Here is a 22156-nt window from a genome sequence, read left to right on the forward strand (position 1 = left end):
AAAACGTGCCGGTCCGGCCGCAGCCCATCTGTACGTCGTCGACGATCAACAGGATGCCGCGGCTGCGGCACAACGCCTCAATGCGCTGCAGCCAGCCGGCGCGAGCCGCGTTCAGGCCGCCTTCCCCCTGCACCGTCTCCAGCAGCACCGCGGCCGGCCGATCGACGCCGCTGCCCGGATCGTCGAGCAGCTTCTCCGCATAAGCGGCCGTATCGATCTCTTCGCCGAAATAGCCGTCGTACGGCATAAATGTCGTATGCGCGAGCGGCAAGCCCGCGCCGCCCCGCTTGAACGCGTTGCCGGTAGCGGCGAGCGATCCGAGCGACATGCCGTGGAAGGCGTTCGTAAAGCACAGAATGCCGGTTCGTCCCGTCGCCTTGCGGGCGAGCTTCAGCGCGCTCTCCACCGCGTTCGTCCCCGTCGGACCGGGAAACATGACCTTGTAGGACATGCCCCGCGGCTTCAGAACGACGTCCCGGAACCGCCGCAGAAACGATGCCTTCGCTTTCGTCGCCATGTCCAGTCCGTGCGTGATGCCGTCTTCCAGCAAATAATCGACGAGCCTGCGGCGTATGCGGGGATTGTTGTGCCCGTAATTGAGCGCGCCGGCCCCGGCGAAAAATCGATGTACGTTTTTCCGCCGGAATCTTCCATCGTCGCATTGCTTGCTTTGACAAACACCTCCGTAAAATGACGGCAGTAGCTTCGAACCTCCGATTCCATCTCATCGAACACCTGCATACCGCTCACGCGTTGTGTCAACGATATCCCTCCTCTTGTCGTTATCATCCCGATTCAAACGTCGTCTTCGCTTCCGCGGCCGGTCAGAGCGGACCGACGCGGTACCTCTCCTCCTCCTCGTGCGTCTGTCCTTTCGGAAACAGCTCCGCCGCATAGCCTGCCGTTACCCGGCACACGCAGCCCCGCTCCCGCGCGAGCGACCGGAACAGCGCTTGCGAAGCGCCGTTCGACGGACTGATCGTCGCTTCCACATACCGGATTTCCGTGCGGCGCCCAAGCAGCTCGCGCAGCATCGCTTTCGCGAGACCGCGGCCTCTCGCCGAAGGATGGACAGCGACTTGCCAGACGAACAGCGTGTCGTTCCGTTCCGGCAGCCGGAGCGCCGACACGAAGCCGACCGGCTCGCCCTCCGCCTCCGCCAGCACGCAGCTGTCTCCGAACAGATCGCACAACATGATGTAACTGTAAGGGGTGTTGACGTCGAGACCCCCGGCGGTCCGCAGCAGCCGCCATACCCGGGAGCCGTCGCCGGCCGTCGGCCGCCTCATCCTGATGCCGGATGCCATCATCGTCATTTCCATTCCGCCTTTCACCGGAACCGGCTCAGAAACGACTTCAGCCGTTCGCTCTGCGGGGTCTCGAAAATTTGCTGCGGCGTGCCCTGCTCGACGATGCGTCCCTCCGCGCTGAAGACGACCCGGTCGGAGACGTCGCGGGCGAAGTCCATCTCGTGCGTAATCAGCATCATCGCCATATCGCCTTCGCGGGCGATATCCCGGATCGTCTCCAGCACTTCCCCGACCAGCTCCGGGTCGAGCGCCGACGTCACCTCGTCGAATACCATCACTTTCGGCCGCATGACGAGCGCCCTGGCAATCGCCACACGCTGCTTCTGGCCGCCGGACAGCTGGGAAGGATACATCTCCAGCTTGTCGGCGAGCCCGACCTTCCCGAGCATCTCGACCGCCCGCTCGCGCGCTTCTTCCCCTGACAACCCCAGCACCTTCCGCGGCGCCTCCGTCACGTTGCGCAGCACGCTCATATGCGGGAACAGATTGAAATGCTGGAACACCATCCCGATCTTCCCGCGAATGCGGTGCAAATGCTTGTCGCTCGCCGGCGCCATTCTGCCGCGCACTTCCATCTGCCACAAATTTTCGCCGTCCACCTCGATCGTGCCGCCGCTCGGCCGCTCCAGCGTCATCAGCATCCGGCCGAGCGTCGTCTTTCCCGAACCGCTCGGGCCGATGACAGCGATTTTCTCCCCGGGATAAATGTCGAGATCGATCCCTTTGATCACCTCCAGATCCCCGAACGTTTTCGTCACGCCGCGGAACCGGACGACCGGCTCGCCGCGCGCCGGCTCCCATTTCGCCGCATTCGCCTGTTCGCCGGCCTGCGCCGAAACGGGAGCTTCCGCAACCGCGGAACGTTCCGCCGACGATTGTTCAGCCGTATCTACCTTCATGCGTCTCTCCCTCCCTCGAGCTCCAAATTCGATATTGCCAAACGCCGGCAAACAAGCATTGACGACGGCTGCCTGTCACCTTTTCAACACCGGCCCGTTCGTCCGGTTCATCCGCTTCTCCAGCCGCCGGAACAGCAGCGAGACGACAACGCTGACGACAAGAAACAGGACGCCGACGATCGTGTACGGCTCGAACACCCGATACGTTACAGAAGCGATATTTTTCGCCGCGAGCAGCACCTCGACCACCGTAACCGCCATCAGGATCGGCGTTTCCTTGAACATGACGATCAAATAATTGCCCATCATCGGCACGATCGGCGGCAGCGCCTGCGGCAGCACGACCGACATCCAGGTGCGGCTTTTCGTCATGTTGAGCGCGGTCGCAGCTTCCCACTGCCCTTTCGGCACGCCATCGATACCGGAACGGTACACTTCGGACAAGTAGGTGGCGTAATGCAGCCCGAGTCCGATAACGCCCGTGGCGAACGCGGACAGTGAAATGCCCGCAAGTAGCGGCAGGCTGAAGAAGATGAAGAACACCTGCACGAGCAGCGGCGTATTCCGGACGAACTCGACGATGCAGCGGACGACGATGCGCACCGCGACGAACCTGGAACGCGCGCCGACGGCGAGAATGAGCCCGATGACGGACGCTACGGCGAAGCCCGCCAGCGTCACATAGACCGTCATCAGAAAGGCGTGCAGCAACTCCGGCATAATCGAAAACGTATAATTCCAGTCCCACATTTTCTACGACCTCCAGGCGGCAAGCCTGCGTTCCGCGAACCGTACGATGAGTGAAACGCAGCAGGACAAGACAAAATAAATAACAAGCAGCAAGCCGAAAATTTGCGGCGTCCAGGTCAAAAAGTTGTTGCGCAAAATCATCGCCTGATACGTCAAATCGGAGAGCGTGATAAAGTAAACGAGCGAAGTCGCCTTGATCAGCTCGATCAACAGATTGCCGAGCGGCGGCAGCATGCGGATGAACGCCTGGGGAAACACGATTCGCCACATCCGCTGCATCGGCGACATGTTGAGCGCGATGGCCGCTTCCCACTGCCCCTTCGGCACCGCCAATATGGAACTGCGTACGATCTCCGAACCGTAAGCGCCGTAGTTCAGGCCGATCGCCAGGACGGCGGCCGCCAGCTTCGGCAAATTGATGCCGACGAACGGTAAAGCGAAGTAGATCCAGAACATCAGGACGAGCAGCGATACGCCGCGGAAAAATTCAACGTAGACCGTCGCCGCCCCCCTTACGACCGCCCATTTCGACAGCCGGCACAGGCCGGCTGCCACAGCGATGGCCAGCGAAACCACCGCGGACAGAGCAGCAACCTGCAATGTAATTTCCAATCCCTCGAGCAGCAGCGGGAAGAGCGCAATCCATGTCGGCTGCATGTTAAGGCTTGCAGAGCTCCTCGGCCGTCGCGTCACCCGGCAGCTCTTCTTCCGTGAAGCCGAACTGCCGCAAAATTTCCAGCAGCTCGCCGGATTCCTTCATCTTCTCGAGCTCCGCGTTGAACGCCTCACGGAATGCCGTATCCTCCTTGCGGAAAGCGGTGGCGCCATAACCCCGCACATCCTGACCGTCGATGACGGGCTGCTCGAAATCCGTCACCCGCTCGATATTCGGATCCTGCGCCGTATCCAGCCTCGATTGCAGCGCGGGGCCGGTCATCGTCATCACATCGGCGCGACCCGACTGGAGCGCGTTGATCGCCGCATCCTGATCCTGAACGATGACCATCCGCTCTTTCGAAACGCCGGACTTCTCCAAATAACCGATCTCCACTGCGCCCGCCATGACGGCGACCTTCGCCGTGTCATGGTTCGCGATATCCTCGTAGCTCTTGATGTTCAACGGGTTGCCCTTCTTGACGGCGATCGCCTCGCCGATGCTGTACTCCGGATTGGCGAACGCCACGGCCTCGCAGCGTTCGGCGTTAATAAACATCCCGGCGGTCACGATATCGAACCGCTTCGCCTGCAGCCCGGCAATCAGCGACGAAAATTCCGTCAGCTCGCCCCGCATCTCTTGAATGCCAAGCCGCTCCAGAATAACCCGGGCGATTTCGACCGCTTCTCCCGTCAGCTCGCCATCCGCCGTCTTGTAGGCGTAAGGCTTCTCATTGGCAAAACCGACGGTGATATACCCCCTTTCTATGGCCTCGGCAAGCGTATCGCCCGTCTGACCGCATCCCGACGCCATAATCATCGCAATGATCCATGCGAACGCTAATCCTCTCTTCACGCCCTTTCCACAACCTTTCCCCTGTGCTTTGAAATGTGACCGGCAGGCGCTGCCGGCGGTTTACTTAATCATGCTAACATGACAGCAAGATCGGGTCATTTCCAGAAATTTCAGAAAATATAGCGTAATTCATGCTCAAAAGGGAAGAGGCGGGATCACCCGTCCGGTTCTCCCAATTCCTCCTGATAATGGAAGGATGGTAGCCAACAGGGCGGTTTACGGGCGCACTTTCTTATGTTACATAAGTTTTGTTTATAATTTTGAAACTGAAAATATTACGGTAGATCTTGATCAAAAAACAAAATGTGGCACCTCGAAATCATAAAAAAAATTTATAAAACAATCGAGCATGTCCGACGCAATGGAAAAGATGGAAAATGACGGCGTCGATTGGCCCGCCTGCCGATTCCTGTTATAATGAAATGCAGGCAATTAAATATGAAATCCATGCACCCGCATGGGAGAGGTTCGCGAACTCCCTCTTTGGGAACGTACGCCAACGCAGCGGCATCCTGGCGCGGCCAAAGTCCGCCGGATCAGCGCGCTGCCGAAGCGTTTCGTCTCCCCCGACCGCTTCGGCTTGCCTCAAGCGGCGCCGAACGCCGGTCCGGTAAAAAACTAAGGCCGCCTTATCCGGTGATGAAGGATAAGGTCTGTTTTTGCTGCAGCGACAGTTCAAGAACACTCTTTCTGCCGGGGCTTTCCGCAAGGCGCATGCGGAAATTTCATGGGAGGGAGAGTTTTTTTATGGATCGACAAGAAAAAGCGATCGTCATATTCAGCGGCGGCCAGGACAGTACGACGTGCCTGTTCTGGGCGAAGCGGGAGTTTGCCGAGGTCGAGGCGGTAACGTTCGATTACGGCCAGCGGCATCGGGCGGAGATCGACTGCGCCCGCCGGATTGCGGAAGAGCAGAATGTGCCGTGGACGCTGCTCGATATGGGGCTGCTCAATCAGCTTGCGCCGAACGCGCTGACGCGGAGCGGCATGGCGATCGAGCATCGCGAAGGCGAGCTGCCGAACACGTTCGTGGACGGCCGCAATATGCTCTTCCTGACTTTCGCGGCGATCGTCGCCAAGCAGCGGGGCGCGCGGCACCTCGTCACCGGCGTATGCGAGACCGATTTCAGCGGATATCCGGATTGCCGCGATATTTTCATCAAATCGCTCAATGTGACGCTGAATCTGGCGATGGACTATTCGTTCTTCATCCATACGCCGCTCATGCGCATCGACAAGGCCGCGACGTGGAAGCTGGCCGACGAGCTCGGCGTATTCGACTATATTCGCGCCAATACGATCACCTGCTACAACGGCATACCGGGCGACGGCTGCGGCGAATGCCCTTCGTGCAAGCTGCGGCTTGCGGGCATGACCGCCTATCTGGCCGAGCGCGAGCGGCGCCAATCCGCGGACGCGGGCGACGCGTTCGCTAGCGGTGCGGTCGCGGACGGCACAGACGCCGGCGGCGGAAGCGGCGCCGTGCCGGCAAGGCAGGTGAAGCCGCTATGAGCGAACGGGAACGAATGGCCGTACCGGGCGAATTTCGCATCGTCGAGAAGCTTCAGCGATACGGCGAAGATATCGGCCATGAGCAGCTTCGCTACCACCGCCGCCGGGTGCTCGTCAGCAAGTCGTTCACATTCGACGCCGCCCATCATCTGCACGCCTACGAAGGCAAATGCAAAATTTGCACGGCCATACGTACAAGGTCGTATTCGGCATCAGCGGCGTGCCGGACGATGTCGGCATCGTCGTCGATTTTGCCGACATCAAGAAGATATGGAAGAACCGGATCGAACCTTATCTCGACCACCGGTACTTGAACGAGACGCTTCCTCCGATGAACACGACGGCGGAGAACATGGTCGTCTGGCTGTTCGAGCAGATGGAGGAAGGACTCCGTACAAGCGGCCTCGGCGAAAGGTCTGCGGGCTTGCGGACCGAATTCGTCCGCCTGTTCGAGACGCCGACCAGCTACGCCGAAGCGCGAAGGGAGTGGATGGCCGATGCGTAACGGCGCGCGGCGCGGGACCGGCGCCGAAGCGAAAGCGGCTCTCATTCCGGTCATCGAGCTGTTCGGGCCGACCGTTCAGGGAGAAGGGATGGCGATCGGGCAAAAACGATGTTCGTCCGCACGGCCGGCTGCGACTACCGGTGCAGCTGGTGCGATTCCGCGTTCACATGGGACGGTTCCGCCGCAAGCGACATCCGGATGATGACGCCGGAAGCGATCTATGCGGAACTGCGCAGCCTGGGCGGCGACCGCTTCTCCCATGTGACGCTGTCCGGCGGCAATCCGGCGCTGCTGCCGTCGCTCGGCGGCCTAGTTGCGCTGCTGAAGGCGAACGGCATCCGTACCGCCGTCGAGACGCAAGGCTCCCGCTGGCAGGATTGGTTGGCGGAGGTCGACGAGGTCACCTTGTCGCCGAAGCCGCCGAGCTCGCGGATGGAGACCGATTGGCAGTCGCTCGACGGCATCGTCAGCCGCCTTCAGACCGGCGCGGGCGCCTTCAGCCTGAAGGTCGTCGTCTTCGATGACGTCGACCTCGCTTACGCGGAGCGGGTGCGCCGGCGCTATGAGGGCGTCCCGATGTTCGTGCAGGTCGGCAACCCCGACGTGCGGACGGACGACGCCGCCGGCCACGCCGCCATGCTGCTGCGCCGCTACGAGTGGCTGATCGGGCGGGTCGCCGACTCTCCCGCGCTGAATGACGCGCGCGTGCTGCCGCAGCTTCATGCGCTCGTATGGGGCAACCGGCGCGGCGTGTGAAGCGGTCGGCCAACCGGGACACGGCGGACGCGTCTTCGACACGAGCCGCCTCCGTTCGGCCTGTCGCGTTCCCGCATGCGGCACTGCGATATCATCCGCGTTTTCACTCGGCCTGATGCGTTCCCGCATGCGGCACTGCGACATCACTGCCTCCGTTCGGCGGGGTTCCATTTTGAAGCGATCCTTTGTCATATGCGGCATACGTTTGAACAGTCAGCGTTTCGATAGGACCGGCAACACCCAATCCATCAAAGGAGTTGAAATACTCATGAGCGGTAGACAATCCGACGAGATGAACCGTTTGACGCTGCTCGGCAGCCAGGGGACGCAATATCCGACCTCGTACGCTCCCGAAGTGCTGGAGACATTCGACAACAAGCATCCGTACCGGGATTATTTCGTCAAATTCAACTGTCCGGAATTTACGAGCCTGTGCCCGATTACCGGGCAGCCGGATTTTGCGACCGTATATATCAGCTACATCCCCGACGCAAAAATGGTCGAGAGCAAATCGCTGAAGCTGTATCTGTTTAGCTTCCGCAATCACGGCGACTTTCACGAGGATTGCATGAACATCATAATGAACGACCTGATCAAGCTGATGGACCCGCGATATATCGAAGTATGGGGCAAATTCACCCCGCGCGGCGGCATATCCATCGACCCTTACTGCAACTACGGTCGTCCCGGCACCAAGTACGAACGGATGGCTGAGCAACGGCTGCTGCAGCATGATCTATACCCCGAAAAAGTCGACAACCGCTAATTTCGACACGCCGGAGGCGCAAGCGATCCGCCTTTAAAATCTAACGGTCATACTCACACCTTAAAGTGAAAAATGCCCCTTGTGACCGCGATTTCGAAGGCTACGGCGCTCCAGTGTCCGATACATTTTTAACCGGACGTTTTTCGCGGGTACGTGATGTCCGTTAAAAATTTGGATCGTTCGTGGCCGGCGGTTCGTTAGCCCCGGCCATTCAGACCGCTCCGATTAGCCCCCCACTCCGACCAACTCCTGCTACTCAGATCACGCACATGCGATTTGACCGTCCGCCATGCGATTCGACCCAGCCACTCTGACCAGCTCCTGCTACTCAGATTACGTACATGCAGTTTGACCGTCCGCCATGCGACCCGATCCAGCCACTCCGACCAACTCCTGCTACTCAGATCACGCACATGCGATTTGACCGTCCGCCATGCGACCCGATCCAGCCACTCTGACCAGTTCCTGCTAACTCAGAGCACGCACATGCGATTTGACCGTCCGTCATGCGACCCGGCTCAGCCACTCTGACCAGTTCCTGCTACTCAGATTACGTACATGCAGTTTGACCGTCCGCCATGCGAACCAACCCAGCCATTCTGACCAGCTCCTGCTAACTCAGATCACTCCATCTACTTCGGCCACTCGGACTACTCTTGCCGCCGCGGCCAATCATCACCCGGCTAACGAATCGGACAAAATGAACCGATTTCGACAGCGGCAAGCGCCGACGGATATGGCGGACGTCCGGACGGTTAAATAGGGGGGATTTTCAATGTGATGGGCTATAACAGGCGCGCTTCCATTGTTAAAAACTCCCCCGGCGACCTCAGCCCCCCTCGATGACTAACCACTTTGCTTTATCTGACGTTGGGTGTCGAAGCCGGATACGACGCATCGAGCATAAAACTGCAAAAGTGCAGCTTTTTCTACCTAAAAATAGACAAAACGCCAAAATTCCTGCGAAAATACAGTTTTTGAGATCCGTTTAAGGCCAAGCAAGCGAAAATAGCAAAAAATTCCTGTATTTTTGCAGGAATTTGTCTTAGGCTTGCCGTTTCGGGCTGCAAATCCTGCATTTTTGCAGGATTCTTACCAAATCGAGCTGCTGGGGATATGCCGATGGTCACGAGTGTCCGGATCGCGCCCGGCGCATGATAAATTTGGCGACTGTTTGTCCATTTTGCAACTATTCGTCGAGCGGCGGCGTCTAGAGATTAGAAAACGCTGCCAGCGCGCAGCCGAAAGCAGGTGGACATCTTGACGAACCGCATATGGCGCAAGCCGCTATTGACCCTCCTCCTGATGGTCCTGACCACCGCAGCTTGCACAAACGGCGGAAAATCCCGGCGGACGGCACCGCGGCGGAAGGCGGGAGTCCGCCGTCGCCATCCGTGACGCATACCGGCGGGGCACCGGCCGATTCGAATGGCGCCCCGAATGAGGACGGGCTCGATGGCCGTCCGGATTCCGATGGCGGAGCGGCTAACGGCAACGCCGGCTCCGACGGCGGAGCGCCGGACCGTCCCGGCGTTTCGACGCCTGAAGCTGACGCTGGCGGGAACGCCGCGGGCAGCGGCGACCCCGGTGCCGACCCTGGTACCGCCCCCGGTACCGATCCCGGAGCTGTCTCCGGAACTGTCCCCGACACCGGCGGCAACGGCGCCCGGGACGATCGTTCCGATGAAAGCGATGAGGGGCTGGTCCCGTACGACGGCGTCGTCGAGCACTTATTTTTCATCCGTTAATTGCATATCCGGAGCTTGCATTCGACGGCGATGCGATGTCGGACGGCTACAACAATTATTTTACGACCGTCCCGGAATTCAAGCGGATGCTGGAGGCGCTGTACGAGCGCGATTTTATTCTCGTCGATCTGAACGACGTCTACGAAGAGAAGAAGGTTAACGGCAAGCTGAAGCTGGCCAAGAAGACGATGATGCTGCCGCCCGGTAAAAAGCCGCTCGTCATTTCGGTCGACGATCTGAACTACTACGAATATATGATCGAGAACGGCAACGTGTTCAAGCTTGTCCTGGACGAGGACGGCAATGTGGCGACCTGGTCGAAGACGCCGGACGGCGAGGAAATCGTCTCGCGCGACAATGAAATCGTGCCGATTCTGGACCTATTCGTAGAGGAGCATCCGGATTTCTCATTCCGCGGCGCGAAAGGCGTGCTCGCGCTGACCGGTTATGAGGGGGTGCTCGGGTACCGCACCCAAAGCGGCTCGCCCGATCGCGAATCGGAAATCGCCGCAGCGAAGCCGGTTATCGAGCGGCTGAAAGAAACGGGCTGGGTTTTCGGCTCCCACAGCTACGGGCATATCAACGTGCCGAACGTCTCGCTCACCCGGCTCAAGCAGGATACGGCCAAATGGAAGCGCGAGGTCGGCTCGCTCGTCGGCGATACGGCGCTCTTCATCTATCCGTACGGCGCGCGCGTCGATCCCGGCGACGCCAAATTCGACTTTCTCGTCGCCAGCGGCTACAAGGTGCTGTCGGCGGTCGGACCGACTTCTTATACGAAAGTGCAGGGCGGAGCCTATACGATGGACCGGCGCCATATGGACGGCATTGCGCTGATCGAGCAGCAGAAGACGCTTGCCGATCTGTTCGACCCCGACGCCGTGCTCGACCGCGACAACCGCCCCCGCAGCTACTGGGAAAAGAAGACGCCGCATAAGCGCCCTTGAAAACAACAGGACGGAAGCCGTCGGATAGGACTGCTCCGTCCTGTTGTTCTATATGGCTTCCAAAGAGGAGAGAAACCGGATGGCTCAGTCGGTCGATACGAATCTCCGTCCTCTGTTGTTCTGTACGGCCCTCCCGCCTGCCTCGCCGCCGTGCTACGAACCGACCGATTGCCGCTGCCAGGAAGACAAGCGCGCGGCCAGCCGCTGCCGCTCCGCCGTCAATTCCGGCGCAAACCGCGCCGGCTTACTGATTGCGGCGGCAGCCGAACGGCTTCCGTCGGTTTCTGAGACCTCCTCCGGCAGCAGCACCTGCTTCTTCCGCGAATCGCCTGACATCGATCGCTTTCGCAAATTCAGACGATAATACTCCCGATAATAATGCCGTTTGCACAATCCTTTCGCATAATGAACATGATTGCAGTCTTGCACGCTGCAATCTTTCTTAACGCCTCTTCTTCTTCCCATTATTCTGCCTCCCATGTATAAGCGAGTAATAAAAACGCAAGCTTTATTGCGCATAATCGCCCGTGTAGTTGATCAAAGCGACGTCGATGACGCCGTCAATGGCGGAAAATTCGTTGACAAACGCCGTATTGTCGTCGCGCAGCCGTATCTCCAGCGTAAGCTCGATGAAATCGTTGCGGACGGTTTTCGATTTCAAATGATAGGTCATCCGGCGCAACCGGGTCCGAATGTCGTCGGCGGCCTTTTCGGTATGACGGATGATGAACAAATAAGGCTGCTCCCTGATCTTCCGTCCCGACATCCAGACGAGCGCCAGACCGACGGCGGCCGAACCGGTGAAAGCGATCGGGTACAGCTTGGCGCCGCATGCGATCCCGGCGGAAATCGCCCAGAACATATAGACGATATCGAGCGGGTCCTTCACCGCCGTCCGGAACCGGACGATGCTGAGCGCGCCGACCATCCCGAGCGACAGCACGATATTCGTGCTGATCGTCATAATGATCATCGCCGTGATCATCGTCATCAGCACGAACGACACATTGTAGTTGTAGCTGTACACGACTCCGCGAAACGTTTGCGGTAAATGAAATAAATAAACATGCCGATCGCGAACGAAGCGATAAGCCCGATGACGACATCGATGAACGACACATTCCGAAACGCTTCGAGATGAAGCACGCTTTTTTTGAATAAATCCTGGAAGCTGGTGACATCCCCCATAACAATCTCCCTTTTCGCTCCGTGTCGAAGTCAAATAAAATGGCGAATCCCCAACTCGCGGCAAATGACATATTTCGATATGGCCGACCGATCATGCGCCTGCGGCCGAACCAGCAGCCTCACCGTCTCCGGCAGGAAGGCGCCGTACTTGATTTCCATAATCGTCTTCTCCGGCGGCAGCGCTTCGGCCATAGCCAATCCCGGGTCGAACAGGTCGAGCGAGTTGATGCCGGCCGCGAGCCTCTTGTCGAATGTAATGCGGACATCGCCCGGCTCATCGATATAAGCTTCCCGGATATAGTCGGTTATCGCCGTCGGGCGGAAGCCGCGGTGGGCAAGCGCGCGGTAGAAATCCTGCAGCAGCGGCGCATCCGCCTTCCTCAGGAAACCGAAGTCCGCGGCCAATATCCGCGCGTACTCCGCTTTCGTCAGCGATGCGGCTTCTTTGCATACGTAATTGCCGAACTTGCTTTTCCGTTCCAGCCTGATAATGCGGTCGCTGCCGTTATAGATGCGAATGCGGTATTTCTCCCGGCCGAACACGCCGTTCACCTTGTCGTCAAGCGCGTAACCGTGCGGTCCGTCAAAGTAAAGGCTGCGGATGCCGTATCCGTCGGGACGGACGGAATGGCCGTCCAGCTTCAGAACGGCAGACAGCCGCTGCCGGAGGGCGGCGTAATCATGCGGGTGGATATAATACTTCAGCTCATGCCTCAGTTTTCGTCCGAGAAATTCCAAAAGCTATTCCACCTTTATTTGCCTGATGCCGTAATAAGGATTGCCTTCTTCGTCCTCATATTGATCGAAGGCGATCTGGGTATGCCCCGCCTTGTCCCGGACGACGACCTTCCAGTAATAAGTTCCCGGCTGCAGCGCGGGCAGCGACGTCTGCGTTTCGGTCAGCCCTTTGCGGCTTGCCACGATCCGGGTAAAGGCCGGGTCCGCCGCGACCGACCAGTCATAATACAGATCGTCGCCCTGCAAATCGTAGGAAAGGTCCCAGAAGAACGTTAGCCGTCCATCCCCGTCCTGCCGCACATCTCCGAGAAAGATCGGCTTCGGCTTCTGCAAATCTTCTGCGAAGCGCTGCAGGGAACGCTTCGGCGTTTCGGCAATCCGCTTGAATTCGTCATCCAGCTGACCGGTTCGGATCGGCCAAAAATCGCGGTCGGGCGACCGGCCGATGAACGGCTGCACGACCTGACGATACGCCTTAAGCCGTTCGGCGACCGCTTCGTTGTTGATCGCCGTCCGATACAGCTCGTCGATTTTATGCTGCAGCAGCCGGACATTTTCTTCGCTGCGCAGAAAGCGTCTGTGCAGCGCGTTGCCCCAATAATTGCTGATTCCGTTCGCATAATCGCTAATGCTGTGCAGCCCCCGCTGCAATTCCCAGCCTCCGTCGTAATCCCACGGCACGAAGTACCATTGTCCGAATTCAGCGGCGAATACAGCAAATAGTTCTGGGCGTCGGTATCCATGTTGTCCATCAAAATATTGGCCGCGAGCCATGTCAGGTAATTGTCCAGATCGAAATGCCTGTCAATCACGTCACGGATCGGGATCGACATATCGTTGACGTCGTCCAGCATCGCAAGCAGCTTGTCGTGATCCTCCCTGCCCTCGATTTCCAGCACCTGTTCGAACGCCGCTTTGTCGTAGTCCGGATCGGATTGCGACTTCAGCGACTCCGGATAGCGGAAAAACTCGAACATGACGGCTTTGTACAGTTGCCCGTTCGGATCGAGCCAATGATTTTTCAGAAACATCTTGTTCGGCTGCTCCACATGGGTGTACAGGCCATAATCGGCGAAACCCGCGGCAGCTCCGTTCTTATCGGTCAAGTCCTTGACATACAAATGGACAAACTGCGTCCGCAGACTGGCGATGTCCGGAAGCGTCTCGAAAATGTCGTAGCTGAGCTTGTTGCGGATGCGGGACGGGTCGTCATAATGCTTGTTCAGATTAAGAGTCCGCTGATCGCGCCACAGTCCCGCCTGCTTGTTCAGCCTGATTTTGTACGACCGCTGCGGCGCATAGCGCGCCGTGTTGCCGCGAATCGAAATTTTCGCGTTCGCTTCCGTCTCGCCGTATCCGAACCGGCCTTCCGCAGGACCGCTCCCGTCCGACGCTCCCTCCTGCATCATGATGTTCAGGTCGCCTTCCTCCATCTCGCTCTCGATGCGATTGAGCGTATACCAGTCCAGCGTCTTGCCCGTCTCCGCCTGATCCGGAAGGATCGTAATATAGAGCGGAATGACCGACGTGTCGTCGTCCCGCTCGTACAGCCGTTTGTCTTCGCGGAACGCCGCGGACGATTCCGCTTCGTCCGCGGCCGCCGTTCCGCCCGGTTGCGTCGCGGCAGCCGTCAGACCGACCCGATCCGAAAACCCGCTATCGTTCGCGCAAGAGGCAAGCAGGAAGGCGAGGACGAGCAGCAGTACGGCGGACGCCGCATGCTTCCCCGGTTTTTCCGAAAAACGGAAAGCCGGGACTTGCGGCCGTGCGCGCCGCCGCGAAACTTGGGCGGCTGCGAGCAATAGGTATAGTAATCGATATTTCGGACATATCGGAGCAGTCGGGCGAGCGCCAGCACGAGCGCGAGGAACGAGGCGGCAAACATGCCGAGCCCGTGTTGGTCCGCCGACATCGTCCAGGTTGTGAACGCCGCGTTCAGCACGACGAACAGGCCGCTGACCGCAAGCGCCCCTTTGCGGTCGTCGAAATAAAGCATAAGCAGCATCACGATAAACGCGGCGATAAACAGAAAGTAGCCTAGCACAAGAAGATGGAACGTATCGAGCTGCTCCATGGAAAAGCCGATGCCGGGAAGAAGCTTGATGCCGAGCGCGATCGACAAAATCGTAAACAGCAGCTGCACCTCCATCATGAAGCTGATTTCATGCATGAGCGTCTTTTGCATGTCGCGTCTAGCCTGCGCGATATCCGCGTACGTGCCGCCGTTCAGAATGCTGCTGTAATACGCGCGGTATTTCTCGTAAAACGACGTTTCCAGCGATACGACGAACGTAACGAGCGCAGGCGCGACCGTCAGATAAGCATAGAACGCCGGCAAATCGTAGAACGGCGAAATCGCAAATCGCTCCGCCACGCGCACGCTTTCCGGCCCGAACCAATAGACGAAGCTGTGAACGTAGACGCAGGCGTAAAGAAAGGTGCCGATCCAGAACAACGACGGGTATTGACGAAAATAGTTCAAAAAGCGAAAGTACAGAAGGCTCGAGCGCGCGGAAACATCTGTCCGATATGGCGGGCCGACAGCAGCAGCATGGCCAAAAAACCGGCATCCATCATCGCGAGCGCAACGGTCGCGCTTTCGTAAGAAGTGAAGCGCAGAACAAGCCACGAACCGCCGACCGCAATGGCCGTGCCGTACAGAAAATGGCGGGCGATCCGCTTGTAGTCTTTGAGCGCGGACAGAAAGACCGTCTGGAGCCAGATGACGATCAGCTCCGCGAACAGCAGGAAGGCCGCCGCCTTGTAGCCGAAGCCCGCCGGCACACCGCGCAGAAACAGCCATGCGCTCCATGCGCAAAGCGGCAGGCAGACGGCTGCGGAACCGTAGAAAGACGGCAGCAGCAGCTCGTATTTTTTCGCAAACATCGCGTCGGCGACAAACCGCGTAAGCACCATGGACAACCCGCCGGTGATCAGGACGGAAAAGATAAAACAGTAGGCGACCGTCGCCAGAAACAGCTCCCGCTCCGCATACGGAGCGCCCCCCTCTGCCAGCAGCTGCTGCAAGGCCAGAATCATCGCAACGCAAAGCGCCATCGGACCGATCGACGTTAGCGACGAGTAGCCGTAAGCTTTCATCCCGCCGAGCAGCCCCTGTTCCCGAAACAGCTTTTTCAGTTCAAACCCTATGCCCGCCATCATTTCCCCTCCCCGAAGGAAGCATAGAGCCTGCGATAGCCGTCGATAAACCGTTCATGCGTATAATGCATGCGTACCCGTTTCAGCCCGTTGCTTCCCATTTGTTCGCGCAGCTTGCGATTGGCGCACAGCCGGACGATCGCCTCGGCCATCCGGTCGTAATGCATGACCGGCACGACTTCCCCGGCCGGACCGATATCGTCGCCGCGTCCGAGAAGCAGCTCCCGGCAGCTGCCCACATCGGTCGCGACGACCGGCTTGGCGCTCGCCATCGCCTCCAGTATCGCAAGCGGCATTCCTTCGCTTATGCTCGACAGCAGAATCAGATCCATTCGCTCCAAATATTCGCGGACGTTGACTTCTCCGGTAAAGACGACTCCCTCGACCTGCAACGATTCGATTAGCTGCAGACATTCGCCGTAATACTCCCTGTCTTCGTCCGTCGGCCCCATAATATAGAGCTCGGTTTCCGGCATTCGCTGCCTCACGAGCGCGAAGCTGTGGATCATCGTTTTAATATCCTTGATCGGCACGACCCGAACGATGGCGCCGATCCGGACGGCCGTCCGATCGCCGCCGGTCCGGCGGGCGGCCTGCTCATAGGCCCGGACGTCCACGCCGTTCGGAATGATGGCGATTTTGTCAGGCCGGCAGCCGAGCTCGATCTCGATCTCGCGGTTGCGGCCGAACAGCGTAACCACCTTGTCGGCATATGCATAGGCGCAGCCGGACAACCGGTAAAAATATTCGATCCATAAATCCTTGAAATAGCCTTTTACCCAATCCGCCTTGATGATCTCTTCCTCCCGCTCGCGCGAATAAATGCCGTGTTCGGTAAGCAAAAACGGCTTCCCGTACAGATGCTTGGCAAGCGCCCCGACGACGCCGGCATAGCCGGTCGATACACTGTGATATAGGTCCGCCTCCGGAATGTCCCGGCGGACGGACAGAAACAGCGGCAAAATCATGGAGCGGACGGTCCAGATCATCTCCGTGAACGGGATCTGGGAATAGGTTTCCCGGCACAGCCCGGTCAGCACGTCGAAATAATCTTCGCTCATCAGTAGATCGGCAGCGTGCCGGAACCGCTCCGACCGGAACAGCGCGAACACGCCTTCCCAGTCCGTATGGCCGCCGCCGATCAACGAGCGAAGCGCCTCCTTCTCGCCGGCCGACAAGCGGAGACGTCTTCTGCCGCCATGCTCGTCCAGCGATTCGTCCAGAAACGTCTCCCTCACTTCCACGACATTCGGCGGGAGCGTATATTTGAACTTGCCCCGCTGTCCTGCCTGCGCGCCGATCGTATAGATGATAAATTCATGATCGGGCAAATTCGTCATCAGCGAGTGAATCCAGCCGGAAACCCCGCCCGTCATATACGGATACGATCCTTCAGCTATGATGCAAACGCGCATACGTTTCAATCTCCCAACGTAATCTCAAAATCCGCTTTGGCGGCGGCAACGAGATAGACTCCGTCATCGATCTTTTGCGCCCGACAGCCGTCCAGCCGCTCGATGCTGCGCGCCGTTCTCAGAATGAAAAACTGATCGCGGCGGAACGGCTCGATCTTGCCGCGCAGCGTCCGCCCTTCGCGGGTAAAATCGGCGCGGCTTGCCAGCACGCCCTCCATCTCGACGGCCGCCTGCGACGCCGTCATCGGACGAAGCCACGGATAAGTCCGATCAAGCCGCCGCAGCATGGCGGAGAACTCGCGGTACAACTGCTCCCACGACCGGTTGCCGCCGCGCTGCCCGTCGAACAGGTCGTCCGGATGGATGAAGTGGGAGAAAAAGCCGTGCGTCGTCAACGCATTGGCCATCATCCACCGGTCAAACGCATTTTCCGTGTAGCCTGAAGTGAGCCGCGGCATTTCCAATATCCGGTCCTCCGCAATCTCAAACTCCTGCACATAGGCCAGACCCGACGCATCCTCACCGTAAAGCGAGGAGATCACGGCCATGTCCGACCAGCCCTTCTTGAGCGCCTCCCGCCCTTCCGGATCGAGCACGTTGGACGGAGGCACGTACACGATCATCCTGTAGTCGGGAAACGTCTCGCCCACAAACCTGACCGCTTCCTCCACCGCTTCGGCCATGTTGTCGACGTCAGGCCACGGGACATAGCCGTACGCGTCGGCCACTTCCTCCCGGAACACAAGCGACTGATGGTTGTAGCCGTGCAGCCCGAGCTCTCCTCCGCTCTTGATCAGCTCGCGGCCGAAGGCGAACAGATTTTTCCTGTCGGCGTCGGACGGCGATCCGAACGGAGGCTCGACCCGGTCGTCGTACGATTCGATGAATACCGCGGTATAATCGACATCGTACCGCTTCGCCGCCTTCAGCATGTCCGGCCACCATATTTCCTTGTAAAAAGCGGGGATATCGCGTCGGTACTCCCGATAGATGGCCTCATCCCGCCCGTTCCGGATCGGCGCCGGAAAATCGTCGATATAAAACAGCTTGGAATTGAAAATCGGGTAAATAAAATCGGGCTCCAGCATGCTGAGCGCGCCGGCAAACAGCCCCCGATTGAACTTCTCGGTCAGAAGCGTGCCGTTGACAACCATAAATTTTCCTTGGCCGAACGGGAATTCCCACAACAGCGGAATGCCTTCGGCCGACCGGGCAAGCACCCGGCTTTTGGCGTCCAGCTCGACGATAATGGACGAGTTGACGACGAACGGCTCATGGAGCCGAAGTCCGCGCTCTCCGATCAGCACGTTCTCCGTCAGCTCGATGCCTTGCGTATCCTTCATATCCTCGGCCGCGATCATGCCCATTTTGCGGTACAACCGGTAGAAAGCATGGTTCAGCTCGGGGCGAACCGCCAACAGGACATAGCCCCCGGCTTCGGCATAGGCGCCAAGCGCCTCCGGATCTCCGAGCAGTTCGAGATTTTCCGTGGCGACGATGACCGCCGCGCAAGGCGCGAAGTCAAGCCGTCCTTGCCGCACGTCCGACGTCTGCGCCGGTTTTTCATATACCCGAGCGTTCGTTCCAGCTGGCGCTTGATTTTGACGCTTTCTTCCCGGGAGCCGTCGTATGCGACACAATACGGACGGCCGGACGGGCGGAGGACATCGTCGTCCGGGACGGCCGGTTTCCATCCGGACATTCCGCCCGCGACCGCTTCGTTGCGGATCGATCCGAACAAGCTTTCGGAACGCGACATCTGCATCAGCAAGGCCAGCAGCAGGATGCCGGCCAATAGAATATAGACATTCGGTTTAAGTCTCACCTTCGGTTCCAACGCGCGTACCTCCCGACCAAAACCTTACGATCGTCAGTCCCTCGTGGGACAACCGAACCGGCGAATGTTTCAGCTGCTCCAACGTACGGTTTAATTTGTCGAACGAGCGGACGGTGAAATACACTTTCATCAGACGGATATAAGCGTCCTCGCGATCGGGGAATTGCCGCAAATACCGGAGCGCCGACCGTTCGGCCGAGATGTATTCGCCGAGCTTGAGATCGGTGTCGATTTTGTCCGGATACGCCTCCGCGGATTCCGGAGCCAGCTCGATCAACCGTTCCAGTACGGCCGAATACGTATACCGGTATTTCATCTCCGTACGCTCGTCGAGAAAACCGCTGCTCATATAGCTTTTTAATACATCCGCATAGGCGCGCAGCAGAAACGGATCATCCTTCTCCTTCTCATAACGGACTTCGAATTGCTGCAGCTTGAGCATCAGCTGGCGCTTGACCTCCATAATGGCGCTGGCGGCATAATGGGACGTCTCCGTATCCTCGTTGCCGACGGCCGTCTGCAGCACGCCCAAATATTCCAGCGAGTCCTGCTTGAGCACATCGATCATCGCCTTGCGCCGTATGGCGAAATCGTTGACAAGCAGCGCCTCCTCCAGCGGCACGATGTTCATTTCCCGTTCGGCATCCGGCTTCAGAATCGCTTCGCCGCGGCTCTCTCCGATCCGGAAATGATCGAACGCGGCCGTATCCTTCTGCCGCTGCGCATGCTCCGGCGGGCGGAAGAAGGGCAGGAGCAGTCCAATGACCGGCAGGCCGGCGGCCAGCGCCGTCCGCATCAGCCATTCCCGCTTGTCGCCGCGGCAGATCGGCGCGAGAGCGATGCCGCAGACGACGACGTAAGCCATATAGATCCGCTCAAACATAGGGTCCATCCTCTTCCGCCACCCGAAGCGATATGCCGTTCCTCCCGAGCCGCTCGAGCACGCTTGCGGCCTCCTCCATCCCGGAGTTGCTGAGCAGCACCATAAGCTCCCCCCGTTCTCCGATGCCGATATAGTCCGTCTCGCGCAGCAAGCGCGATATTTCGCGGGACAGCTCTTGCCGCGCATCGTCAGCCGGTCCGGCCGACAACAGCACGTACTCGATCCCGTACTTCGCTTTTGCCTCATGCTTGGCGGCGACAATTTCCGCGAATACTTCCGGCTTCAGAATGGCCGTCCCTTCGATATAACGCTTGTTCTCGGTCGCTTCGACGAACGACAGCGCCCTCGACAACGCGGAGGAGACCAGTCCGACCAGCACGCTGAACAGGTTCTGATGATAGAGGGTGAAATGCTCGAATTCCATTTCGTGAATCGCGACGACGGCCACCGGCTTTCCGCCGCTGATGACCGGCGCGGCCATTAAAGGAACGCCGGGCTCAAGCTCCGTATTGACGAACAGTTTCCGGTCGTGAAGCGCCTGCCGGGCGAACGGCTCGCTTTCCACCCTGACCGATTTGGGGATCACGAGATCATCCGGATACGAATGGGCGGCGAGCCGCAAATAGTTTCCGGACCGGTCGACCGTATAAATCGATACGCCCTTGGCCTTCATCAGCGATTCCAGCACGGTTACCGTGGATGTGAAAATTTGCTCGGGCTCCAGGCTTTCCAGCGATTTCGTGACCGAATAGATTTTGCCGAAGCTGTCGCCGCTTCCGAGAACCCGCTGCTGCAGCTCGTCCTTCACTTTGCGGGTTTCATGATAGACGTCGGTCAAAAAGCGTGCTTCTCCTTCAACGCTTCCAGCTGTTCGCCCATCGATTCCAATACCATGTTTTTCCGTTCGACCGAGTAGCCGACCACAAGACCGACAAACAGGTACACCGTCAAATGAAACAGAAAATCGCTGTCGTAAAGCAGCGAGACAAGCTCGCGCCCGTTCCCGAGCTGCTCGCAGATGAACAGCAGCGTCGCCAGGGCAACCGCGATCAGCGACTGCCGGGTGCCGTACAACATGCCGAGAAGCAGGATATAGACGATCCGCAAATCGAGAATGTCGATCCAGCTGTCCCGGACGGACAGCATAAGCCAGGCGGTCAACGCGAAGGCGAGCAGGTTCTCGGCATAAGGGACGACGGCCTTGAACGCCGCGCGAAGCCCGGGCGAGCCGAACCGCGCGGGAGCCTTCGCCTCTTTCGCCGAAGCGGAGACGGCCGCATGCCATTCGTACGTTTTGCGCAGCCCTTCCTGCAGCGAATATTTCGGCGACCAGTCCAGATCCTTCTTAATGTTCCGATTGTCCAGCGCCGAGCGCTCGAAGTCGCCGGGGCGGACATCCATATATTTCACGACGAGCGTACCGTGGATGGAGCGGAGCTCGCCGATCAGCTCGTTCACGCTGCTTTCCTTGCCTGTGGACAAGTTGTAGACGCCGGTCAGACCGGAATACGAGGCGCGGTATACCGCATCGGCCACGTCTTCGACATAGATGAAGTCCCGCGTCTGTTCGCCGTCCCCGTACACGACCAGATCCTGCGAGGCGAGGGCCGCCTTGATGAATGCCGAGACGACCCCTCCCGCTCCGGCTCTGCCCTGGTGCGGCCCGTATACGTTGGAAAACCGGAAGCAGAGCGTCTCCAACCCGTACATTTCCTGCCATTTCCGGCAATACGTTTCCCCGATCATTTTGTTCAGCCCGTACGGCGAAACCGGCTCGCAAGCTTCCGTCTCCGCAACCGGCAGCCGATCGCTTTGCCCATATACGGCGGCGGACGATGCAAAAATAAATTTTCGGACGCCGTACTTGTGTGACAGGTTCAGCATATTGACCAGACCCAAAAGGTTGGACTCCGCGTCCAGCCGCGGATTGTCCATCGAAGCGGCCACATCGGCATGGGCCGCAAGATGAACGACGACATCGAACCGGGTACTGCGGAACACCTCTTCGCACCGGCGATCCTCGACCGGCAATAAATAGCTTTTATGCTTGAAATTGACGTTGCGCTTGTCCCCGGCGGACAGATTGTCGATAATGACGACCTCATAGCCTTCCTTGTAAAAACGTTCCGCTACGAATGAGCCGATAAATCCGTATCCACCCGTCACCAACACGTTCATCGCAAGCTTCCCCGTTTCTTTTTGAGACCGGTTCTTTTTTTCGAAACAAAAGAAC

20 protein-coding genes and 6 pseudogenes are annotated in these 22156 nt (G+C 58.7%); 6 read left to right on the forward strand and 20 right to left on the reverse strand.

Annotation, left to right across the window (positions count from 1 at the left end):
* From PACILC2_RS19480 to ehuB, 6 genes and pseudogenes are all read right to left on the reverse strand, one after another.
* Nucleotides 1–741 (reverse strand): annotated as a pseudogene (locus PACILC2_RS19480) (aminotransferase class III-fold pyridoxal phosphate-dependent enzyme); the annotation flags it as partial.
* Between the two features lie 83 nt (nt 742–824).
* Nucleotides 825–1316, reverse strand: a complete 492-nt coding sequence (gene ectA / locus PACILC2_RS19485) for a diaminobutyrate acetyltransferase (protein WP_213530252.1) — start codon at nt 1314–1316, stop codon at nt 825–827.
* Nucleotides 1317–1330: 14 nt separating this feature from the next.
* Nucleotides 1331–2209 (reverse strand): ectoine/hydroxyectoine ABC transporter ATP-binding protein EhuA, encoded by an 879-nt coding sequence (gene ehuA / locus PACILC2_RS19490; RefSeq protein WP_213530254.1) that lies wholly within the window; start codon nt 2207–2209, stop codon nt 1331–1333.
* Between the two features lie 75 nt (nt 2210–2284).
* Nucleotides 2285–2959, reverse strand: a complete 675-nt coding sequence (gene ehuD, locus PACILC2_RS19495) for an ectoine/hydroxyectoine ABC transporter permease subunit EhuD (protein ID WP_213530261.1) — start codon at nt 2957–2959, stop codon at nt 2285–2287.
* 3 nt (nt 2960–2962) lie between these two features.
* On the reverse strand, nt 2963–3616 hold the full coding sequence (gene ehuC / locus PACILC2_RS19500; RefSeq protein ID WP_213530263.1) for an ectoine/hydroxyectoine ABC transporter permease subunit EhuC: 654 nt from the start codon (nt 3614–3616) through the stop codon (nt 2963–2965).
* Between the two features lies 1 nt (nt 3617).
* On the reverse strand, nt 3618–4433 hold the full coding sequence (gene ehuB / locus PACILC2_RS19505; protein WP_213530287.1) for an ectoine/hydroxyectoine ABC transporter substrate-binding protein EhuB: 816 nt from the start codon (nt 4431–4433) through the stop codon (nt 3618–3620).
* 783 nt (nt 4434–5216) lie between these two features.
* Between ehuB and queC the strand changes: the two genes are divergently transcribed.
* The 6 genes and pseudogenes from queC (at nt 5217) to PACILC2_RS19535 (ending at nt 10703) form a co-directional block, all read left to right on the forward strand.
* Complete coding sequence (gene queC / locus PACILC2_RS19510) at nt 5217–5981, forward strand: 7-cyano-7-deazaguanine synthase QueC (protein WP_213530265.1); 765 nt, start codon at nt 5217–5219, stop codon at nt 5979–5981.
* A 14-nt stretch (nt 5982–5995) separates the two neighbouring features.
* Nucleotides 5996–6486: pseudogene (gene queD, locus PACILC2_RS19515) on the forward strand (6-carboxytetrahydropterin synthase QueD).
* Nucleotides 6479–7242, forward strand: a pseudogene (gene queE, locus PACILC2_RS19520) (7-carboxy-7-deazaguanine synthase QueE). Before queD ends, queE begins: the two co-directional pseudogenes overlap by 8 nt.
* A gap of 268 nt (nt 7243–7510) precedes the next feature.
* Nucleotides 7511–8008, forward strand: a complete 498-nt coding sequence (gene queF, locus PACILC2_RS19525; RefSeq protein ID WP_062490801.1) for a preQ(1) synthase — start codon at nt 7511–7513, stop codon at nt 8006–8008.
* 1325 nt (nt 8009–9333) lie between these two features.
* Nucleotides 9334–9756: a hypothetical protein gene (locus PACILC2_RS19530; RefSeq protein WP_213530267.1), complete on the forward strand. Its 423-nt coding sequence runs from the start codon at nt 9334–9336 to the stop codon at nt 9754–9756.
* A 35-nt stretch (nt 9757–9791) separates the two neighbouring features.
* Nucleotides 9792–10703, forward strand: a complete 912-nt coding sequence (locus PACILC2_RS19535) for a polysaccharide deacetylase family protein (RefSeq protein ID WP_213530269.1) — start codon at nt 9792–9794, stop codon at nt 10701–10703.
* Nucleotides 10704–10856: 153 nt separating this feature from the next.
* On the opposite strand, the gene PACILC2_RS19540 is transcribed toward PACILC2_RS19535, so the two are convergent.
* From PACILC2_RS19540 to PACILC2_RS19590, 14 genes and pseudogenes are all read right to left on the reverse strand, one after another.
* Nucleotides 10857–11168: a hypothetical protein gene (locus PACILC2_RS19540; protein WP_213530271.1), complete on the reverse strand. Its 312-nt coding sequence runs from the start codon at nt 11166–11168 to the stop codon at nt 10857–10859.
* A gap of 43 nt (nt 11169–11211) precedes the next feature.
* Nucleotides 11212–11730: a DUF4956 domain-containing protein gene (locus PACILC2_RS19545; RefSeq protein WP_244863658.1), complete on the reverse strand. Its 519-nt coding sequence runs from the start codon at nt 11728–11730 to the stop codon at nt 11212–11214.
* A complete protein-coding gene (locus tag PACILC2_RS27305) occupies nt 11694–11891 on the reverse strand; it encodes a hypothetical protein (protein ID WP_244863659.1) in 198 nt (65 codons plus the stop codon). The genes PACILC2_RS19545 and PACILC2_RS27305 overlap by 37 nt, the downstream gene beginning before the upstream one ends.
* 30 nt (nt 11892–11921) lie before the next feature.
* Complete coding sequence (locus PACILC2_RS19550; RefSeq protein ID WP_213530273.1) at nt 11922–12629, reverse strand: polyphosphate polymerase domain-containing protein; 708 nt, start codon at nt 12627–12629, stop codon at nt 11922–11924.
* A 3-nt stretch (nt 12630–12632) separates the two neighbouring features.
* The gene (locus PACILC2_RS27310; RefSeq protein ID WP_244863660.1) at nt 12633–12962 is read right to left on the reverse strand and encodes a hypothetical protein; all 330 of its coding nucleotides are present in this window, start codon (nt 12960–12962) and stop codon (nt 12633–12635) included.
* 111 nt (nt 12963–13073) lie between these two features.
* Nucleotides 13074–13403: pseudogene (locus PACILC2_RS29905) on the reverse strand (CotH kinase family protein); the annotation flags it as partial.
* Nucleotides 13343–14062: pseudogene (locus tag PACILC2_RS29520) on the reverse strand (CotH kinase family protein); the annotation flags it as partial. The pseudogenes PACILC2_RS29905 and PACILC2_RS29520, both read right to left, overlap by 61 nt.
* A gap of 197 nt (nt 14063–14259) precedes the next feature.
* Nucleotides 14260–15791: pseudogene (gene pelG, locus PACILC2_RS29525) on the reverse strand (exopolysaccharide Pel transporter PelG).
* Nucleotides 15788–17203 (reverse strand): GT4 family glycosyltransferase PelF, encoded by a 1416-nt coding sequence (gene pelF / locus PACILC2_RS19570; RefSeq protein WP_213530281.1) that lies wholly within the window; start codon nt 17201–17203, stop codon nt 15788–15790. Before pelF ends, pelG begins: the two are co-directional and overlap by 4 nt.
* 5 nt (nt 17204–17208) lie before the next feature.
* On the reverse strand, nt 17209–18570 hold the full coding sequence (locus PACILC2_RS19575; protein ID WP_307860654.1) for a DUF2194 domain-containing protein: 1362 nt from the start codon (nt 18568–18570) through the stop codon (nt 17209–17211).
* A gap of 29 nt (nt 18571–18599) precedes the next feature.
* Nucleotides 18600–19040, reverse strand: coding sequence for a hypothetical protein (locus PACILC2_RS29910; protein WP_244863662.1), 441 nt, complete (start codon nt 19038–19040; stop codon nt 18600–18602).
* Nucleotides 19018–19932, reverse strand: coding sequence for a type 1 periplasmic-binding domain-containing protein (locus PACILC2_RS19580; protein WP_213530285.1), 915 nt, complete (start codon nt 19930–19932; stop codon nt 19018–19020). Before PACILC2_RS19580 ends, PACILC2_RS29910 begins: the two co-directional genes overlap by 23 nt.
* Nucleotides 19916–20761, reverse strand: coding sequence for a GAF domain-containing protein (locus PACILC2_RS19585; RefSeq protein WP_213530286.1), 846 nt, complete (start codon nt 20759–20761; stop codon nt 19916–19918). Before PACILC2_RS19585 ends, PACILC2_RS19580 begins: the two co-directional genes overlap by 17 nt.
* A partial coding sequence (locus tag PACILC2_RS19590) for an NAD-dependent epimerase/dehydratase family protein (RefSeq protein ID WP_244863663.1) occupies nt 20758–22156 on the reverse strand: 1399 nt, incomplete at its 5' end. The genes PACILC2_RS19590 and PACILC2_RS19585, both read right to left, overlap by 4 nt.

Source organism: Paenibacillus cisolokensis (assembly GCF_018403665.1).
GTDB lineage: Bacteria > Bacillota > Bacilli > Paenibacillales > Paenibacillaceae > Paenibacillus_AH > Paenibacillus_AH cisolokensis.